This is a genomic window from Novosphingobium sp. ZW T3_23 (assembly GCF_044987305.1).
GTDB lineage: Bacteria > Pseudomonadota > Alphaproteobacteria > Sphingomonadales > Sphingomonadaceae > Novosphingobium.
On sequence record NZ_JBJDRF010000003.1, the window covers coordinates 206,343 to 224,202 of the forward strand.

Annotated in this window: 12 protein-coding genes and 1 riboswitch; of the genes, 8 read left to right on the top strand and 4 right to left on the bottom strand. The window is 61.7% G+C overall.

Features of this window, described 5'->3' with window-relative positions; translation table 11 throughout:
* Nucleotides 1-115: 115 nt before the first annotated feature.
* Entirely contained in the window at nucleotides 116-1,579 is a 1,464-nt protein-coding gene (locus ACI3K3_RS03340; RefSeq protein ID WP_404912050.1) for a TolC family outer membrane protein, read from the bottom strand.
* A 259-nt stretch (nucleotides 1,580-1,838) separates the two neighbouring features.
* On the opposite strand from ACI3K3_RS03340, the gene ACI3K3_RS03345 reads away from it, so the two are divergent.
* The 7 genes from ACI3K3_RS03345 (at nucleotide 1,839) to ACI3K3_RS03375 (ending at nucleotide 11,790) form a co-directional block, all read left to right on the top strand.
* Entirely contained in the window at nucleotides 1,839-3,665 is a 1,827-nt protein-coding gene (locus ACI3K3_RS03345; protein WP_404912052.1) for a type I secretion system permease/ATPase, read from the top strand.
* A gap of 50 nt (nucleotides 3,666-3,715) precedes the next feature.
* On the top strand, nucleotides 3,716-5,020 hold the full coding sequence (locus ACI3K3_RS03350; RefSeq protein ID WP_404912054.1) for an HlyD family type I secretion periplasmic adaptor subunit: 1,305 nt from the start codon (nucleotides 3,716-3,718) through the stop codon (nucleotides 5,018-5,020).
* Between the two features lie 199 nt (nucleotides 5,021-5,219).
* Nucleotides 5,220-6,497: an outer membrane beta-barrel protein gene (locus ACI3K3_RS03355; RefSeq protein ID WP_404912056.1), complete on the top strand. Its 1,278-nt coding sequence runs from the start codon at nucleotides 5,220-5,222 to the stop codon at nucleotides 6,495-6,497.
* A gap of 25 nt (nucleotides 6,498-6,522) precedes the next feature.
* The gene (locus ACI3K3_RS03360) at nucleotides 6,523-8,757 is read left to right on the top strand and encodes a GumC family protein (protein WP_404912057.1); all 2,235 of its coding nucleotides are present in this window, start codon (nucleotides 6,523-6,525) and stop codon (nucleotides 8,755-8,757) included.
* Nucleotides 8,754-9,911, top strand: coding sequence for a glycosyltransferase (locus tag ACI3K3_RS03365; RefSeq protein ID WP_404912059.1), 1,158 nt, complete (start codon nucleotides 8,754-8,756; stop codon nucleotides 9,909-9,911). Before ACI3K3_RS03360 ends, ACI3K3_RS03365 begins: the two co-directional genes overlap by 4 nt.
* 38 nt (nucleotides 9,912-9,949) lie before the next feature.
* Nucleotides 9,950-10,459 carry a polysaccharide biosynthesis/export family protein gene (locus ACI3K3_RS03370; protein ID WP_404912061.1) on the top strand — a complete coding sequence of 170 codons (510 nt, stop codon included), beginning with the start codon at nucleotides 9,950-9,952 and terminating at the stop codon, nucleotides 10,457-10,459.
* A gap of 41 nt (nucleotides 10,460-10,500) precedes the next feature.
* Complete coding sequence (locus ACI3K3_RS03375) at nucleotides 10,501-11,790, top strand: glycosyltransferase family 4 protein (protein WP_404912063.1); 1,290 nt, start codon at nucleotides 10,501-10,503, stop codon at nucleotides 11,788-11,790.
* Between the two features lie 528 nt (nucleotides 11,791-12,318).
* Here the strand turns inward: ACI3K3_RS03375 and pnuC are convergent.
* From pnuC to ACI3K3_RS03390, 3 genes are all read right to left on the bottom strand, one after another.
* A complete protein-coding gene (pnuC, locus tag ACI3K3_RS03380) occupies nucleotides 12,319-12,879 on the bottom strand; it encodes a nicotinamide riboside transporter PnuC (RefSeq protein ID WP_404912065.1) in 561 nt (186 codons plus the stop codon).
* Nucleotides 12,879-14,000: a phosphotransferase enzyme family protein gene (locus ACI3K3_RS03385; protein WP_404912070.1), complete on the bottom strand. Its 1,122-nt coding sequence runs from the start codon at nucleotides 13,998-14,000 to the stop codon at nucleotides 12,879-12,881. The genes pnuC and ACI3K3_RS03385 overlap by 1 nt, the downstream gene beginning before the upstream one ends.
* Nucleotides 14,001-14,065: 65 nt before the next feature.
* Nucleotides 14,066-16,360, bottom strand: a complete 2,295-nt coding sequence (locus ACI3K3_RS03390; RefSeq protein WP_404912072.1) for a TonB-dependent receptor — start codon at nucleotides 16,358-16,360, stop codon at nucleotides 14,066-14,068.
* A gap of 32 nt (nucleotides 16,361-16,392) precedes the next feature.
* Nucleotides 16,393-16,502, bottom strand: a riboswitch (TPP riboswitch).
* Nucleotides 16,503-16,647: 145 nt separating this feature from the next.
* On the opposite strand from ACI3K3_RS03390, the gene ACI3K3_RS03395 reads away from it, so the two are divergent.
* A partial coding sequence (locus ACI3K3_RS03395; RefSeq protein WP_404912066.1) for an MCP four helix bundle domain-containing protein occupies nucleotides 16,648-17,860 on the top strand: 1,213 nt, incomplete at its 3' end.

The window sequence follows — 17,860 nt, forward strand, 5'->3', positions numbered from 1 at the left end:
CCTGTCCTCCGCGCCCTGTAACGGCAAGACTCGTTCGATCCGAAACCGTATCGTCTGCCAAAGGACCAATCCAAAATGGCTCAAAGACCTGGGCTCGCCATCATGGCCAACCCCATCATTGCACTGGCTCGGATACCGGCTGGAGAGGCGAAGCATCCTGCTTCATGGCGTCGAAATTGAAAGAGTATTCCAGTTGAACCGGAGCCCTCGGCACGGCCTCGTTCTTCGCTGCGCGATCCAGCACATCCACCAATGGCCTCAAAGGCATACCCGCCAATCCGCCAAGCGGATGCGTGCGGCCGTTCGCAAAGGTGGCGACGTCACGCGAGAACATTTCGACCCCCAAGATGCCCGCATCGCGCAGGACGTTGACGTGAAGAACATATGCATCCGCGCGCGCCTGCACCGCCGCCGTCCGCGCGGAAAGCAAGTCGTTCGTCACGTCCAGAACATCGCGCAAGGTGCGAATCCCTGCCGTTTCCTGGCGCTTGACACCGTCTACCGCCCGCTCGGCGGCTTCCACGGCGGCAGTGAAACGAGGCAACGAAGCTTGAGCGGCATCCAACTGCGACCAATCCGAAGCCAACCGTTCCCGCATATCTCGCCTGGCCTGCTCGACGAACTGCTGGTCGGCCAGATTGCGGTTCTTCGCAGCGCGGAGGTTCGCGGACATTTGCCCGCCCGAATAAAGCGGCATCGTCATTCTCACCCCGGCCGTTACAGATTCCTGCCGATAGCTGTTCTGGTAAGGCGTGACCGGCGTGCGCAGCGCGGAGGCATAGGCGCCGATCTGCGGCATCATCTCCGCCCTGGCCGACGCAACCCCGGCACGAGATCCCGCCTCTGCAAACCTGAAAGCCGCCAGGGAGGGGTTGCGGGTCTCGGCCTGCTGATAGAGTGCTTCCAACGCCGGCAGATCAGGCAAGACGGGTAGAGGCGCAAGTTCAGCGGGATAATGCCCGACAAGATTGCGATAACGCGCCGCACTTGTCTCCACATTGGCGCGGGACGAAATGACGCGCCCCGCCGCGAGTTCCAGGCGGTTCAGGGTCTGGTCCACGTCGGGGGCCGTCGAGTCCCTCAATCTATAGCGCGAAATGGTTTGATCTCGCTGCTTGAGCAACAGATCGTAAATCTCGATGGCGACGCCGTATATCTCGATATCGCGCTTCAGGAATACATAGGCGGTCACGACATCGGAAATGGTCAGTTGGCTGCTTTCCTCCAGCCGCGCCTGCACTGCCAGCGCGTTGGTTCTTGCCGCATCGACACCGGACGATAGTCTTCCAGAGGTAAACAGCGGCTGCGAAAGAGTGAGTTCAGCCGTCGTGCCAAAGCCATCGTCGCGCGCAGGTAGAACGCCGCCTCTTATGCGCGCATCCCTGTATTCGTGCTGAGCCGAAAGCGTGAGGCTTGGCCCATAGGCGCCTTGAGCTTGCACTACCCCTTCATCAGCGGCACGGCTTATCTCTCGTGCACCGGCCAGAGCAGGATTATTCCGATAGGCATTGCCGATCGCGTCCGCGAGCGTCTCGGCACGTCCAGCCGGGATCACAACGAGACAGACAAACTGCGCCACCCAGCAACTTCGCCATCCTACCAAGTATTCCCCCCTATATCCGACGTGACGCCCCGTTCTTTCGACGATCAAACGCGCCGAAACTGATCAATTCCCGCTAGAGGTCTATCGCCTCTCCTGTTTTAATGCAGCGAGAGATTGTTCCAGACAGGACGCAATTGCCGCGCAACTGGGCAAGTTCCTAACGGAATGGAAGGTCAGGGCCGCAGATGCATGTCGATCTGAAAGCACAACGTTCCTGCGGCGCTGCCCGAAAGCCATGACCATGTTCGCCATACGCCTTACCGCCGAACTGAAGACGGCGATTTCGCCATTGAAGGGGGCTCTGGTGCCCGTTCTGGTCATCAGCAGTATCTACAACGTACTGCTTCTGTCCGGCTCATTCTTCATGCTGCTGGTCTATGACGACGTGCTGCCCAGCCGAAGCGTGCCTTCGCTGGTCAGCCTGCTGGTGCTCGTGGTTGTCGCTTATGGTTTCCAGGCCCTCCTTGACGTGACGCGGGGCCGCATCATGGTCCATCTTGGATCTTTCTTCATGAAATCGATCAGCGGGCGCGTACTCGACGTGATTTCTCGCTACGAACTCTCGCGCGGCCAAATGCCCCAAGGCACGCAGATCGTGCGCGATGCCGAAACGGTGCGCGCCTATCTGTCCGGCCCGGGTCCGCTGGCAATCCTCGATCTACCGTGGATCCTGGTCTATCTCCTGGTCCTCAGCGTGTTTCACTGGAGCATAGGCCTTCTGTCGCTGATCGGCGTGGCCGTTCTGGTGGTGCTGATGCTCGTCAACAACCGCATCACCGCGCCTCTCGCACAAGCTACCATGCGCACTTCCGCCAGCCGATTTGCCCTGGCCGAAACAACGCGTCGTAACGCGGAAACGCTGAAGGCCTTGGGGATGGCGAATGCGCGCAAGCGCCAATGGGCAGCGCTCGATGCCGAGTATCTCCAGGCCAACGACCGCTTCTCCTACATCTCCAGTACTCTCAGCGGCGTCACGAAATCGTTCCGGATGTTTCTGCAGTCCGCCACCCTCGCGCTGGGTGCCTTCCTGGTGATCGAGGGAAGCGCCTCCGGCGGCGTCATCATTGCCGGATCGATCCTCTCCGCGCGGGCCTTGGCACCGGTGGAGCAGGTTATCTCCAACTGGAAGGGCATGATCGCGGCCCGCCTCGCTATCGCCCGGATGCGAGAGCTGCTGGAAGCTGTTCCCAACCGGATAGAGCCGATGGGGCTGGAGCAGCCCCATCGCGATCTAGAGGTCCGGGGCATTACCGCTGCTCCTCCCGGCCGGCAGAAGATCACTATCGCGGATGTGACGTTCAAACTCTCGGCCGGGGATGCACTGGCCGTGGTGGGTCGCAGCGGTTCGGGAAAAACATCGCTCGCGCGCGTGCTCTGCGGCGTTTGGCCCAGCCTGCGCGGATCGGTGCGACTGGACGGCGCCACGCTTGATCAATGGCCCGCAGACCAGATCGCCGATATCGTCGGATATGTGCCGCAGGCCATCGAGCTTTTCGAAGGCACCATTGCGCAGAACATTTCGCGATTTCGTGATTCCCCGGATCGTGATGCCATTATCCAGGCCGCGCAGGCCGCCGACTGCCACGATCTGATCGTAAGGCTCGAGGACGGTTACGACTACCTGATCGGCCCCCAAGGCAGTGGCTTGTCGGCAGGACAGCAGCAGCGCATCGCTTTGGCGAGGGCGCTCTACGGCCAGCCGTTCTTGGTCATTCTGGACGAACCGAACAGCAATCTCGACTACGAAGGTGAGGCCGCGCTGGCAGTGGCGATAAAGGGTGTTCGTGAGAGAGGCGGGATCGTGGTCGTCGTCGCGCACCGGCCCGGCATCGTCGCCAACGTCAGTCATATCATGGTGATGAACGCAGGACGGGTCGAACGGCTGGAAACGCGCGCCGAGTTCGAAAAGCGCCGCCAACCGTCCCATGCCGTTGATCAGCAAAAGGAGCCGGGTGTCGAGGCGATCCATGGCGAGGGCGAAGGTCGTCCAGCACAAGACATGCCCGACCGAAGCGGCGCAAAAGCGCAAGACATCGCGCCTGCACTGGAGGCCAAGGGATGATGCAGGCGATACCTGTTCCAATACCGGTGGAGAGACTGCCCGCGCCTGCAATGACCGCGCGAGACGATCGCGACGTCGGTCTGTCCAGACTTGTCAGGTTCGGCTTGATCTCCGTGGCCGTCCTTGTTCTGGGGGCCGGCGCGCTGATCGGCATCCTGCCAATGGCCGGCGCTGTGATTTCGCCTGGCGAAGTAACCGTTGAAACCCATGTGAAGGATATATCGCATCCATTCGGTGGCGTGGCGGCCGAAATTCTGGTCAGCGACGGCGACCGGGTGCGCAAGGGACAGCCGCTGATCCGGCTCGATAGCCGGGTCTCCGGTGCAGTCGCCCAGTATACCGGGCTGAGCCTTAACCAACTTCTCGCAAAAGCTTCGCGCCTGCGGGCGGTCCAGACCGGCGCCGCGCAAGTCGATTTCCCGAGAGAACTCGCAACGAGCAGCCTGAACGATCCGGACGTGCGGACAGCCTTGGAGGACGAACGCCGCAGCTTCAGATTGGCTAACGATGCCCGAGCGGATCAGGTGCGCCAGTTACGCGCCCGCATCGGTCAGGCCGAAGCGGAGATCGCGTCCTTCAACAGTCAGGCCGACGCCTACCGGCGGCAATCGGGCCTGGTCCGACAGGAACTCCAACAGACGCGCCAACTCTACGAAAGCAGGCTGACCACACTGGACCGGCTTAACGCTTTGGAACGTTCCGCCGTCGGCGTGGAGGCGCAGCGCTCCACCGCCCGTTCGGGGGTAGCGGAAGCATGGGCGAGAATCGCTGAATTGCGATCGCAGATCGTCTCGGTGGAAAGCGGTGCCAGAAGTGCCGCCGCTCTCGAACTCGCACAGGTCCAGGCGACCATTTCGGAACTGCGCAAGGAAAGCGTGGCAGCCGTCGATCAAAACGACCGAACGGTGATCCGCGCACCGCAGGAAGGGATCGTCGACAAGCTTCAAACCAGAACCCTTGGTAGCGTGGTTCGCGCAGGCGAGACACTGATGGAGATCGTACCGTTACGCGATCGCCTGGTAGTGCGTGCCCATGTGAAATTGACCGACATCGACAAGGTTTCCCAAGGGCAATCGGCAAGGCTTCGGTTTACGGCGCTCAACGCCCGTACGACGCCGGAGTTGGAAGGGACCGTTGTTCAGGTCGCAGCCGATCGCACTGTCGATACGGTAACGAACAACGCGTTCTATCCGGTGACTATCGCCATTTCGGATGAAGAACTGCGGAAGCTGGACAAAGCTCGAATTTCCGTTGGCATGCCTGTAGAAACCTTCATTCAAACGGAACAACGCACCATCCTTCAATACATAATCCGCCCCCTTTCGGATCAATTGAAGCGCGCTCTTCGTGAATAATTGGGTAATAGGTCTTAGACAGGTTCCCTAGGACAAATTTCAAAACGCGAATTTCTGAAAACTCGATTGCGAGCTGCGGATCGTCTCTTCGGACATCCCTTGCTCCGTCACAATCAAACAGAACCATTGCAACGCGATACCTCCAGAGCGAGCGGCTGTTCTCGCGTGAACGCGGCTGCCCGAAAACGAGACCCCATTGATGCGCTATATGATCGGAGGCCTGGTAACATGCAGCTTAGCGATGGGCCCGGGCATCGCGATGGGCCAGGCGGTAGGGTCGGGCACCTCGATAACCATCTCGCCTCAACTTGACCGGCTCGACGTGGCAGGGTCGCGTATCGAACCGGAGTTCCATTCGACGCCGCTCCATATCGGTCCACTCAGCATCCAACCTGCAATGTCAGTTGTTAGCGGATACACAAGCAACGTGTTCAATCGTCCTGACAGTCGGTCCGACGCCATGTTACACCTCATGCCCGCGCTTCGTGTGAGCACGGATTTTGCGCCCCATCGGCTGGATCTGGGTGCCAGAGGCACCGTTCGCCGTTTTGCCAGGTTCACTTCCGAGAACAGCGAAGAGTTCGATATCATCGGAAATGGCATCATGAAATTGTCGAACAATGGGCAATTGAATGCATCCGCAGACTTTGCGCATCTCATCGAAGCTCGCAGCAGCTTCGGTACCGTGCTCGAAGCAGCCGAGCCGATCAGCTACCAACAGTGGGGAGGCAATCTCGGCCTCGACCTGGAACTGGGCAGTTTCCGCCTGGCTCCATCGGTGAGTTACCAACAACTGGATTACAATCGCCTCTCTTTGGCGAATGGCCAGAACATCGATGTATCCTTCCGCGACACACAAACGATCCGCGGAGGTCTCCGAATAAGCTACGACTTCACCGGAATGATTTCGGGTTTCGCGTCGGGCTCGTTCTCGGACATTCGATCCACGTCGGCGGCTCGGGATATTCGGCGGGATGCCCGGAACGTCACCGCCGCGATCGGTATGAAAGGCGAACTCACGCCCCTGCTTTCTGGCGAAGTAAGCCTGGGCTACCAATCACGAGAATATGAACTTCCGATCTATCGCGACTTCTCCGGCGTAACTTTCGCGGCTGACTTGCAGTGGTATGTAACGCCTTTGGCCACGCTGCACCTCCAAGCTGGCCGCGCGTTTCAAAACAGCGGCTACCGCGAAGTCGCCGGCATTCTCACCGATACCATCGCTTTCACCGGCTATTATGATCCACTTCGCAATCTGCGCGTAAGCCTTTCGGCAAGCCATGAAAGAGGGCGATATCGCGAAGTGGACACGAGGACGAACCGGCAATCGATTCGCCTCAACGTCGAGTATCGATTGAGCCCGCTTCTTTCCATCGGCGGGTATGTCTCCGTCGTCGATCAGGATGTCCAGGGAACACCGCTCGCCGGTGCTTTCACCTCCGCTTCTGGAGGTCTCGGCATTTCCATTACGCCATGACCGATCTTTGCAAGGAGCCCAGCGCTTGAACCTTCCCGCGATTTATGAGCCGTCAGGCGCTGTTCCGCAGGTTCTGGCAGAGAATGCCGGTTCCGTCCGCTATTCCGAAGATCAGATAACCGTGCGTTATCTCTTCGCCATGATGCGACGCCGGCGGGAAGCATTCTTCCTCACCGTTGCCATATGCGTACTCGTTGCCCTTCTGTGGACCACGGCACTACCACGCATCTATTCGTCTACGGCCGACGTCGTGATGATCACAACGCCCACCCAGGTCGTGCCGCAAGAACGGGACGGAGGCGCTCCGGCCCCGATACGGTCCGAAGATGTCGAGACGCAGATCCAGTTGATCGCCTCGCGACAGATAGCCGGCCAAGCGCTCGACGCCACGGGCTTGACCAAAGACCCCCATTTCGTTTCGGACGTCGCGACGCCGCGCTCGTCGATCGGCAACCTTCTCGCATCGATGGGTATCGATCCTGCCCCAGGCGCGGGAGGCCCGACGATCGGTGCTGCTGCCTTGCGGGAGAAATCGATCACCTACCTGCTCAAGAGGCTCAGCGTCGCACGCATCGGCGACTCCTTCAACTTGCGCATCTCCTTTACAGATTCAGATGCACAGCGAACCGCGACTGTCGCAAACGCCTTTGCGCGCCTCTATACGACTGACGACGCCCGCGAACTTGCGCGCACCAACGCCACTGCCGCGCAAGTCCTCAAAGGCCGGGTCGATGAGCTTCGCAAGGCAGCCAACAGCGCTTTTGCAGCGGTGCAAAACTACCGCATCAGCACCGGCCTGCTCAGTTCCGCCGCAACCAGCCTGACAGAACAGGAAATCTCAACTTACAATCAACAGATCGCACAAGCGCGCGCCGAAGCCGCACGAGACTCCGCTGCCCTGTCCAGCGCCCAACGACAGTTGCACGCCGGCGGGGCAAATGGCGTTGGGCAAGGCGTGACCTCGTCCGTCGTGACCTCTCTGCGCAGCGAGCGCGCCTTGCTGGTCATCAAGGAGAGAGATCTTTCGCAACGCTATTTCGACAACAACCCTGATCTTGTCACCGTTCGGCAGCAGATTGCCGACATCGACCGGCAGATTGCCGCGGAAGTAACGCGCTCGATCAAGGCGTTGGAAAGCACGGCCGATACCTCCACGCAGCGCCTCTCCTCACTCCTTGCCAGCCGACGCGGCACACGGTCGCAACTCAGCACGGACAATACGGCGCTAGTTTCGCTCGCCGATCTCGAAAAGCGGGCGGAGGCGACCCAGGCGCTGTATCAATCCTACCTCGAACGCTACAACGCCGTTGTAGCGGGAGCGGGATCGGAGCAGCCAACGGCGCGGTTGATTTCCGGGGCGAATACACCGCTCTTGCCGATTTCGCCCAACCTCCCCATCAACCTGGCGCTGGGACTGGTCGTCGGCGTGCTTCTGGGGGCCATGCTGGCGGTCCTTTCGGAACTGTCCTACCGCGGCTTCACAACGCTTGACGATATCGAAAATCGTCTGGGATTTCACGCGTTGGGCTTCATACCGTTGCAGCGCTCCGTGGAACCGCACGTGAACACGCCGCTCGATTCCATGAGGGACCATCCGAACGGTGCATTTGCCGAAGCGTTCCGCAACGTCATCGTCTCGGTGCGTCAGTTCAGTCCGCGATCAGGGAAGGTCATCGCGATCACCTCGGCGCTTCCCGGAGAAGGGAAGTCCACGATCGCTGCCTGCATGGCCCGTTCGCTGGCCATGGCGAACGAGCGGGTCGTCGTCGTGGATTGCGATGTCGTACGCGCGCACCTGAGCAAACAATTCAACCTCGTCCAGGGGGAGCCGGGCCTTTATGAGGCGCTGCATTCCGAAAGCAGGGACATCGCCCATTACCCCGATCCGGACTCGCCCTTGCGCATCATTCCGATCACCCGCCCGTTACCAAAGGGAGAACGCCTGACCGAACAGGGGCGCCTTCATCGTGTGATCGCCAGGTTGCGTGAAGAGTTCGACGTAGTTGTTCTTGATTGCCCGCCCATCCTGCCCATCGCGGAATCGCGCGAGATCGTGTCCCGCACCGATAGCGTCGTTCTTGTGGTGCATTGGCGGAAAACGATGGACAAAGTGGTCAAGGCCGCCATCCGCCAACTACCCGCTCGCGCCTTGAAGGGGCTGGGTGTGGTCCTGAACAAGGTGGACATGGAAAAGCAGGCCCGCTTCGGAGGCAGCGATATCTCCAGCTTCTACAAAAGCTACCGTGGGTATTATTCATGAGCCACGTATTTGAACGCTTCGGTCGCGTTGCGCTGATCCACTATTGGCTCGTATCGATGCGGGGCGGAGAGCGTGTTCTGGAGCGACTGCTCGATCTTTTCCCGCATGCCGACATTTTTACGCACGTCTATGCTCCAGATCGTGTCTCACAAAAGATCCGAGCCGCGAACGTGCGCCAGACTTTCATTGGTGCGCTTCCCGGTGCACGCCGCCACTATCAGAAATACCTTCCATTCATGCCCATGGCACTGGAAGAACTGGACCTTCGTGGATACGATCTTGTAATCAGCAGCGAGTCAGGGCCTGCAAAGGGTGTCATCACCAGCCCCGATGCGCTGCACTTGTGTTACTGTCATTCTCCGATGCGGTATTTGTGGGATCACTACCACGACTACAAATCTTCAGCCAATTTCCTGAACAGAGCGATAATGCCTTCCGCCTTCCACCGGCTTCGCCAATGGGACGTGAGTTCGGCCAATCGCGTGGACGGCATCGTGGCGAACAGTTCCTTCGTCGCCCGTCGCATCCGCAAGGCCTGGGGCCGGACAGCCACAGTGGTGCATCCGCCCGTCGCGATAGACGCCTTCCAACAGGCAGCGGACGTCACCGATCGCTATCTCTGGATCAGCCAGATGACCCCCTACAAGCGGGCCGATATCGCCCTTGAAGTATTCAATCGGCTGGGGGTGCCGGCACTGATGGTTGGCGACGGCGAAATGTTCAAGACCATTGCTGCGCGCGCCGGCCCGAACGTGGAGGTCCGCAAGCATCTCTCCTTCGAAGAACTCAAGCGGGCCTATGCCACAGCCAAGGCGCTGGTCTTCACGCCCGAAGAAGACTTCGGAATCGTTCCCGTGGAAGCCAATGCATCCGGCCGTCCCGTCATCGCATTCGGGCGCGGCGGCGTCACCGATTCAATCGTCGATGGTGAAACCGGCCTGTTCTTTCGCGAACAGACCGTCGATTCACTTTGTGACGCCATCCTCAGGCTGGAAGCCTGGCTCCCATCCTTCAAGCCGCAAGTCGCGATGGAAAATGCTCGGCGGTTCGCCCCCGAAGTGTTCGATCGCGGCATTCTCGCCGCGCTCGAAGCACTAAGTCCCTCGCTCGCTCATGGCGCCGGAATTGCTGCGCCCCTTCTTCAGGAGTCTTGATGGTGAAGCCTTTCCTTGCGCTCTTCTTGAGCTTGTTCATGGCTGGCTGCGCCGCGTCGCCAACCGGGGAACTGCCCCGCATCGATGTCGTTCAGCAAACTCTCGCGCCCGGTGACCGGCTTAAGCTGGACGTCTTTCGCGAAAAGGACATGTCAGGCGAATACGTCATCAATGACGAGGGCAACCTTGGCCTTCCACTTGTCGGCACGGTAAAGGCGGCCGGCAAGACGCTTCCGGATTTGCGAAGGGAGCTTACCGACCTTCTGCGCGAAGGCTATGTGCGCGACGCCCGGATTACCCTGGACGTAATCGGATACCGACCCATCTATATTCTGGGTGAAGTGCAGAAACCGGGCGAATATACCTTTTCCGAGGGAATGTCCGTCCATGCCCTCGTCGCCAAGGCCGGCGGCTTCACCTACCGGGCCAACCAGAACGTCGCCCATGTCCGTCATGCCAACGAGGCCGCCGAACGCGCCTATCGGCTGACCAGCGGCGCGGCCATTCAGCCGGGCGACACCGTGCGCATCGGGCCACGTTTCTTTTGATGGAGCCACGACGCATCATGGCAAACGGCATAGATCGCGTCGTGCTGCTGCATGACTTCAGCGAACCCTTGGGCGGCGCATCTCACCTGGTTCAGGTTCTGCTGAACGGCCTTCGTGAACGCGACATTCCCGTCACATTCCTGACCGGGGACGCGGGTCGGAACTTTCGTCGTGACGACGTCGATCTTGTTGCTTTGGGCGGCAAGCCGCTTCTGGAGCGGTCTCGAATTGGCGCCTTCACGACAGGTCTGTTCAACCCGGCATCGCTCTTGCGGCTGAGTGCATGGATCCAGCAGCATGACACGCCCGGAACAATCTATCATCTCCATGGCTGGTCCAAGATTCTGACGCCGGCCATCTTCGGCGCGCTTCGCAAGGTAGCGCATCGCGTGATCCTGCATGGGCACGATTACTTCAACGGTTGCCCTAACGGCGCCTTTTTCGACTATGCGCGTGGAGAAGATTGCACTTTGCAACCGCTTTCACGCGCCTGCCTTCAGCGCCAATGCGACAAAGCGTCACGCGCGCAGAAGCTGTGGCGGACAAGCCGGGAGATTGCGCGACGGGGCGCCCTGTCCGGCGGTACGAACGTCAATCGCATGTTGCTGATCCATCCCGAGCAGACGCGGCAATTCCTGCTGGCGGGCTGGCCTCGGCATAAACTCGCAGCGGTTCGCAATCCCGTGACGCCGGTCACCCGGGAACGGGTTCCTGCCGAAGCGCATCGCGGCGTAATCTTCATCGGCAGGATATCGCGGGAGAAGGGAGCGGACCTGGCGGCAGCGGCGGCAGCTAAAGCCCAGGTTCCGATCACTTTCGTGGGGGATGGGAGCGAAATGGATATCCTCCGCCAGATCAACCCCGCAGCCGTTCTGCTGGGCCGGCAGGACCGTCAGGGCATGGCACAGGCGATATCGAAGGCACGAGTAGCGGTCATGCCAAGTCGCTGGTCCGAGCCGTTCGGCCTGGTCGCGCTGGAAGCGATCGGCTCCGGCGTACCCGCCATCATCAACCATCGCGCCCTCATCGCAAACGAAGTGCACAGCCGTGGGCTTGGCCTGTCCCTCGACACCGGAAACATAGACGAGTTCGCGCAGGCGTTGTTAAACCTTCATGCCGACGACGAGCGTGTATCCGCAATGTCTCATGCGGGGCACGGCCGTTATTTGGAACTCTGCAACACGCCCGATGACTGGATCACCCGGATCATCGAACATTACCGGGACGTCCTAAATTCTTCCGACGATCGGAGCGATGCCGATCCGGTCTCGTCGACGTTCCCGGCCATGGGGCATCACCAATCGGAGGGCTTGCGAGGAATCCAGGGGTAACGCTTAGAGAAGCGAATGGCGGCGTAAGAGCAACCGGCATAGCGTTCAACTGGGAAGCTCAAACCGCGCCATCGAGCCGCCCGAATGGCGAACAGCTCAGGCATAGTGGCCGGTTGCCCAACCAGGCAATTTGCTTTGAGATGGAAGATATGTGGCGTCGCTCAGGAATTTTCGTCCTTGAACTGCATTTGACCTGAGAGCTCCCTTGGAGAATTCCCGCAGGAGCATTTCAGATGTGGGGTCGGCAAACTTTCAAGCGACCGCCATGCAGCCGATCACCACGGGCGAAGACCGCGTTGAGCCATTTTGCCCCAAACGTCGATGGCGCGGTTCGCGGCCCTCCGCATGGGCTGCCCCGCGCACCAGGACGGATCGACATTCAGTTCAGGTGGAGCCGAGAAGCGTGATTTTCCGAGCATCGAAGCGGAGCGGACTTTCGGTCCGTGAGCACCGAAGCCCAAGAGCCCCGCTTCAAATCGCGCTTCGCAGGCCCGCATGGGCTGAATGTCGATCCGTCCTAGGCCGCCATCAGCTCCGGTCGCGCGCCTGCTGCCAGCGTCGAAAGCCGAGCACGGCCAGCCCGATCATCGCGGCATAGAGGCCTGCCGTGAGCCAGAGTTCCTTGAAGACGAACATGCCGACGTAGATCACGTCCACCACGATCCACAACAGCCAGCTTGCCGCATGGCGCCGCGCGGTCCAGTATTGGGCGACGAGACTGAAACTGCTCAGCCCCGCATCCATCCATGGCAGCGCCGCGTCGGTATAGCGGCTGGTGATCCAGCCGATCGCCAGCCCGCCCATGGCGCCGAGCGCCAGCCCCGCCACTGCCCGCCTTGCGGGCAGTGGGCTGACGATGACCTCTCCCGCCTCTTCCCTGCCCCTGATCCACGATATCCAGCCATAAACGATCGCCAGCCCGAACAGCGCCTGCAAGACCATGTCGGAGTAGAGCCGCACGTCGAGGAACAGCTTGAAATAGAGCCCGCACGCCAGGAGGTTGACCGGCCAGCACAAGAGGCGACGCCGCGCGGTCAGCCAGATGCCGAGGAAACTGACGGCTACGGCAATGATTTCCAGCAGCGACATCACGACAGCACTCCAGCATCTGGCGCTTCATTCGCTCCCGCTGCCACGGCGCGCAGGAAATCCCCCCCAGACCGGGAAAGAAACCAGTCCGCATGGTCGATGAGATAGTCCTGCCAGGCAAGCTTCGCCTGGCCGCGATCGTCGAGAATGCCGACGAAATAATCGACTTCGGACAGCGCAAATTCGATATGCACCAGCGGCAGGATCGCGAGGACCGTTTCCACTTCCGCTGCGGAAATCGGCAGCACCGATCGGTAGCCCGCAAGGATCGCGCAGGCCGCATCGGCGTCTCCGGTCCGGTCCGGCACATCCAGCCACGGGATGGCGCTGCGCTCGATCGCCGTCGCCAGATCGTGAAGCGCGCAGGTTCTGGTCGCCAGCCCGAAGTCGATCACGCTGCCCACCGTGCCGTCATCGGACCAAAGCAGGTTGGAAGGATGCCAGTCGTTGTGGGTCCACATGCCCGGTTGGCCTGCCAGTGCTGCGGTGAGGTCCGCCCTCCCCAACGCCGTCAGGAGCCGGTCCAATTGCTGCCGCCACGGCTTGTCCGCCAGATAGCCAGCAAGGGCAGGGCGAGCCGCGATATAGCTCTCTGCGGCTGCCAGCGGATCGCGCGATGGCAGGATGGTGAAGCTGGCGACCAGCGGATGGTTTGCACGCGGCCCTTCCGCAAAATCGCGGGCGGCCAGATGCAGACGCGCCAGCGCTGCTCCCGCTGCGAAGGCATGGCCCTGCTCGATGAAAGGGGTCCAGGATTGACGGTCCCGATAGAGATCGCGCCCCGGCGCCCTCCGCAGAAGTTCGTAGGTCCATTGCCCCTGCGCCACCGTCCCCCGCCCGTCCGTGGGCATGACTTCCGGAACCGAGAGGCCCTTCGCACGCAAGTGCGCCATGAAGCGATGCTCTTCCGCCAGTGCGGCGGGGCTGCGAAGCGAGCGGTGGTGCCGTTTCAGGAAGAACGTGCCGTGCTCCGTCCGAAGCAGTGCCGCCGCCGAAAACGGCCGCGGCGAATGCCATTGCAGGTCAAGCACCTGCCCGACTTGCGAAAAGCGGGCCAGGATCGCTTCGGCTTCCGCAAGAGTGATCGCCGGCCAGGCGGGCGCTTCCAGCTCGGTGCCCATGCCGTGCACCAGGTGGCCATGCACTGGATGGGACTCCTCCGCTGTTCCGCCCCCGCCGCTCACGATCAGAAAGCGCGGCTCAAAGTCACCACGAAGGCGCGGCCGCTGCCCACGTAGTAGCTAGGCGCCGAACCGGCGATCACCGTGCCGTTTCGTCCGGGCGTGTCCTGCGCATTGCTGCTGATGGAATAGACGCCCGACAGCACATGCGGATTGGTCACGTTGATGGCGTTGAGCCTCAAGTCCATGCGCTGGGCATCGATCAGCCCGGCCAGATGCACACCGACCGACAAGTCCAGCGTGGCATAGCCCTTGATGCTTTCATCGTTCATGAAGGTTGCATACTGGCGGCCCACGTATTTCAGCGCGGTGCTGCCGAACAGGCGACCGTCATCGTAAGTCGTACCCATGGCGAACTGGAAGCGGGGGCTGGAAACCGCGCGCTTGCCTTTCGTGGGCAGGAAATCGCCGCCGACCGGCAGGTCGTCGTCCAGCCGCGTGTGCAGGTATTCGCCGGAAAGATAGACGCTCATGCCCTTGGCCGGGCGATAGTCGATCTCGCCGTCCAGCCCGTACGAGGTCTGGCTGCCGCCGTTGATCGTCGAATTGACCAGCGCGCCGCCGCTGTTCACCACCGTCGCCACCTGGCGGTTGCGGAAATGGTAATGGAACGCGGTCAGCGAGAACGAGAGGCTGGGGCCGATGTAGCGGTATCCCAGTTCCTCGGAGATCGAATATTCGTTCTTGAGATCGGCGCTGCCGGCGGTGATGATCTGCCCGCCGTAGTAGCGGTTGTAGAGCGCGAACTCGTTCGGCGTGCGGAAGTTGGTGGTCACATTGGCGAAGAGCTGCTGGCGATCGTCGAGCTTGTAGTGCACCGCCGCGCGGGGCAAGGCGGCGAAGCTGCTGGACCTGAGGTCAGACGACGGGCCGGGCAGATAGTCGCGGCCGTTGCGCAGCACGTTCACCCCCTTGAAGCCGACGTCGACAGTAAGGCGCGGGGTCACCGCTATGCTGTCGGCCAGGAAGAAGCCCTTGGTCACCGTTTCGGTGCGCGCGTTCTCATAGGCGAGCAGCCGGCCGTCTGCGGTGCGGATGGCCTTGTCCTGATAGCCCCACTGGTCGAACGGCCGCCCCTGGTCGTCTATCGAGGTGTAGGACTGGGTGACGCGGTCGGTGCCGTAATCGAACCAGAGCCCGGCCGTGATCGTGTGCGCACCGGCCTGGAACGTGAGCTTGCTGACATCGCCGATGCGGAACTGCTTGCCGGTCCAGTTGCCCATGACGGTCGCCACGCCGTCCACCGCTCCGGGCAGCGCGATCGGCTCGGCCAGTTCCTCGGTGCCCAGATAGTTGCCGGTTTCGCTTAGCTGCGTGCCGTAAGGCGCGTTGCCGTGGCCGAGCTGGAGATAGGCCGAGCTGTCGAAGGTCAGCCGGTCGTTCAGCTTCAGATGGATGGGCGCGGCCACGTAGAAGTTGCGGAACGGGCCGCGGTAGAGCCGCCAATAGTTCGTGTTGCCCGCAGTGTAGCGGCTGTCGCGGTTGAAGCCGCGGCCCAGCGCCTTCCAGTCGGCCAGCGTGGGGCTGGGATAGCTCGATGTATTGGCGTCGTTGTAGGAGAAGGCGATGCTGGCGCGATTGCCGTCTCCCCATTCGCGCAGGATCTTGGCGTCGATGTGCTGGCGCCTGTCGAATCCTGGACCGCGCCAGTTGTCCGCCCGGTTGTTTGAATAGGACACGAAAGCCTTGAGCCCGCTCGCGCCGATGGTTCCGGTGTCGAAGCGCAGGAAGGCGCGGCGTTCGTCGTAGGAGCCGACCGAAAGGTTGACGAGCCCGCCCATGTCGTTCTTCGGGTCGTCCAGCGTCAGCGAGAGCAGCCCTCCCGCCGCCGCCACGACCGGCGCGTCGATACTGGCCGAGCCTTGCGCCAGGGCGATCTGGCGCACGTTCTCGGCATCGGCGAATTGCGAGGGATAGGCTACGAAGTAGCCGATGTCGTTCTGCGGCGCGCCTTCCATGACCACCCCGATCTGGTCCTGCCCCAGGCCGCGCAGGGTCAGGCTAGAACTGGTCGAAAGGCCGAAGGGATCGCTGGTAGAGACATTCGCGCCCGGCAGGAGGTTGACCAGCTGGAAAGCGTTGAGCGTCGGCGCCTGCTTGACGATGAAATCGGCGGAGATCGCACTGATCGCCTTGGGCGCGGTCTGGTCGGGCAGCAGGCCTTCCGGATCGGGATGGCCGATCACCTCGATGCTGTCGGGCGCGGCTTCCTCCTCGGAGGCGGCCATGGCGACCGGGGCGAGGAACAGGGCCGGGATCGCCAGCACGGCGCCGCAGGAATAACGGAAATCGATCGTCACAGTCACGCGTCCACTCCACTCGGAGGGACAACGGATCTGCCGCCAGCCCTCCCTACGCCGGTGTCAACCGGATCAGGTTCAGCGGGTCGTGGTCTGCTGACCACCTCTCAGCCGCGCATGAGCGGCCCCCCGGGGATCAGCGGCCTCTAGGCGTTCGTATGGCTGGTGGGAAGGGGCAATCGTCACGGGACCGTCTTGGGCGCCATCGGTCTATAAAGATACAGAGGCGAGCCCATCCCCCCCTGCTCGCGCTGAAATGGCCTACCCGCCAGGATATGGATTTGTGCATGCTGGAATTTCTCAACGACTGGAAGCTTCCCCGGAAGCTCCTTGCCGCCTTCGGCGTTCTTTCGGTGTTGTTCGCGATCGTCGGCCTCAACGGCCTGATTTCTAGCCGCAAGCTGGATGCGATCGCGCAGAACCATGTGGAACACGGCATCGCCAGCATGTCGGCGCTGGCTGACGTCATCGGCAGCGTCAAGGAGATGCGGATCATCGTCTATACCTATTACGCCGCGGTGAACACGCCGGCGGAAGAGGCGGACGTGCGGCAGCGGTTGGAGAAGACCAAGGCCTCGCTGGCGGCTGCAGTCGGAGAGTACCGACAGGTCGCGGACGAGAATTTCGCGGCGGAAGCCACGGCGCTGGCGGCCAAGGTCGATGCGCTCAACAAGGCCAACGACCACATGTTCGCGGCGCGCGCTGCCGGCGACATGGCGGGCGCGATGGCCGTGCTCAAGGGCGAGGCGCGCAATGCCTCCCACGACATCATCGACCAGACCGAAAAGCTGCTCGATGAATCCCGTGAGCGCTCGAAGGAAAAGGCTGCCGAAGGCGCCGAGACCGCCACTTTCGCGATCTGGCTTTCCGGTGGCCTCGCCGCGCTCGGGATCGCGGGCATCGTGATCATCTGGCGCGTGCTGAACCGCACCGTCGCTGCACCGATGAGCCGCATCACGCAAGTCACCACTGCGCTGGCCGAAGGCGGCAAGGTCGAAGTTCCATTCCGTGAACGCGGTGACGAGATCGGCGAGATCGCGGAAGCGGTCGAGCAGTTCCGCAGCGCTGCCGAAGCCCGCGCCGAGATCGACGCCCGCGCCGCGCGCGAGCAGGAACTCGTCACCTCAACCCTGCGCTCCAGCCTCCAGGCCATCAGCGAGGGCGACCTTACGCAGAGCATCAATGCCGATTTCCCGCCTGCCTACGGCGAGCTCAAGAGCAACTTCAACACCGCCGTCGGCGCCCTGCGCGAACTGATCGGCGCCGTCGCTGAAAGCGCGGTCGCCATCCGCACCGGCTCCAGCGAGATCGCCCAGGCCTCGGAAGACCTCGCCCGCCGCACCGAAAGCAATGCCGCCAGCCTCGAAGAGACGTCGGCCGCGATCACCCAGATGGACGATCGCCTGCGCGCCACCGCCGCCGCCGCCGGACGCACCGTGCAGCGCGCCGATGGAGCGATGACCGTGGTCGGCTCCGGCCGCGAGATCGCCGACGAGGCGG

Bases quoted from the DNA above. Each gene is read 5' to 3' on its own strand.
- ACI3K3_RS03355 (WP_404912056.1), top strand. From the start codon at position 5,220: ATGCGCTATATGATCGGAGGCCTGGTAACATGCAGCTTAGCGATGGGC.
- ACI3K3_RS03370 (WP_404912061.1), top strand. From the start codon at position 9,950: ATGGCTGGCTGCGCCGCGTCGCCAACCGGGGAACTGCCCCGCATCGAT.
- ACI3K3_RS03365 (WP_404912059.1), top strand. From the start codon at position 8,754: ATGAGCCACGTATTTGAACGCTTCGGTCGCGTTGCGCTGATCCACTAT.
- pnuC (WP_404912065.1), bottom strand. From the start codon at position 12,879: ATGTCGCTGCTGGAAATCATTGCCGTAGCCGTCAGTTTCCTCGGCATC.
- ACI3K3_RS03385 (WP_404912070.1), bottom strand. From the start codon at position 14,000: ATGGGCACCGAGCTGGAAGCGCCCGCCTGGCCGGCGATCACTCTTGCG.
- ACI3K3_RS03350 (WP_404912054.1), top strand. From the start codon at position 3,716: ATGACCGCGCGAGACGATCGCGACGTCGGTCTGTCCAGACTTGTCAGG.
- ACI3K3_RS03345 (WP_404912052.1), top strand. From the start codon at position 1,839: ATGACCATGTTCGCCATACGCCTTACCGCCGAACTGAAGACGGCGATT.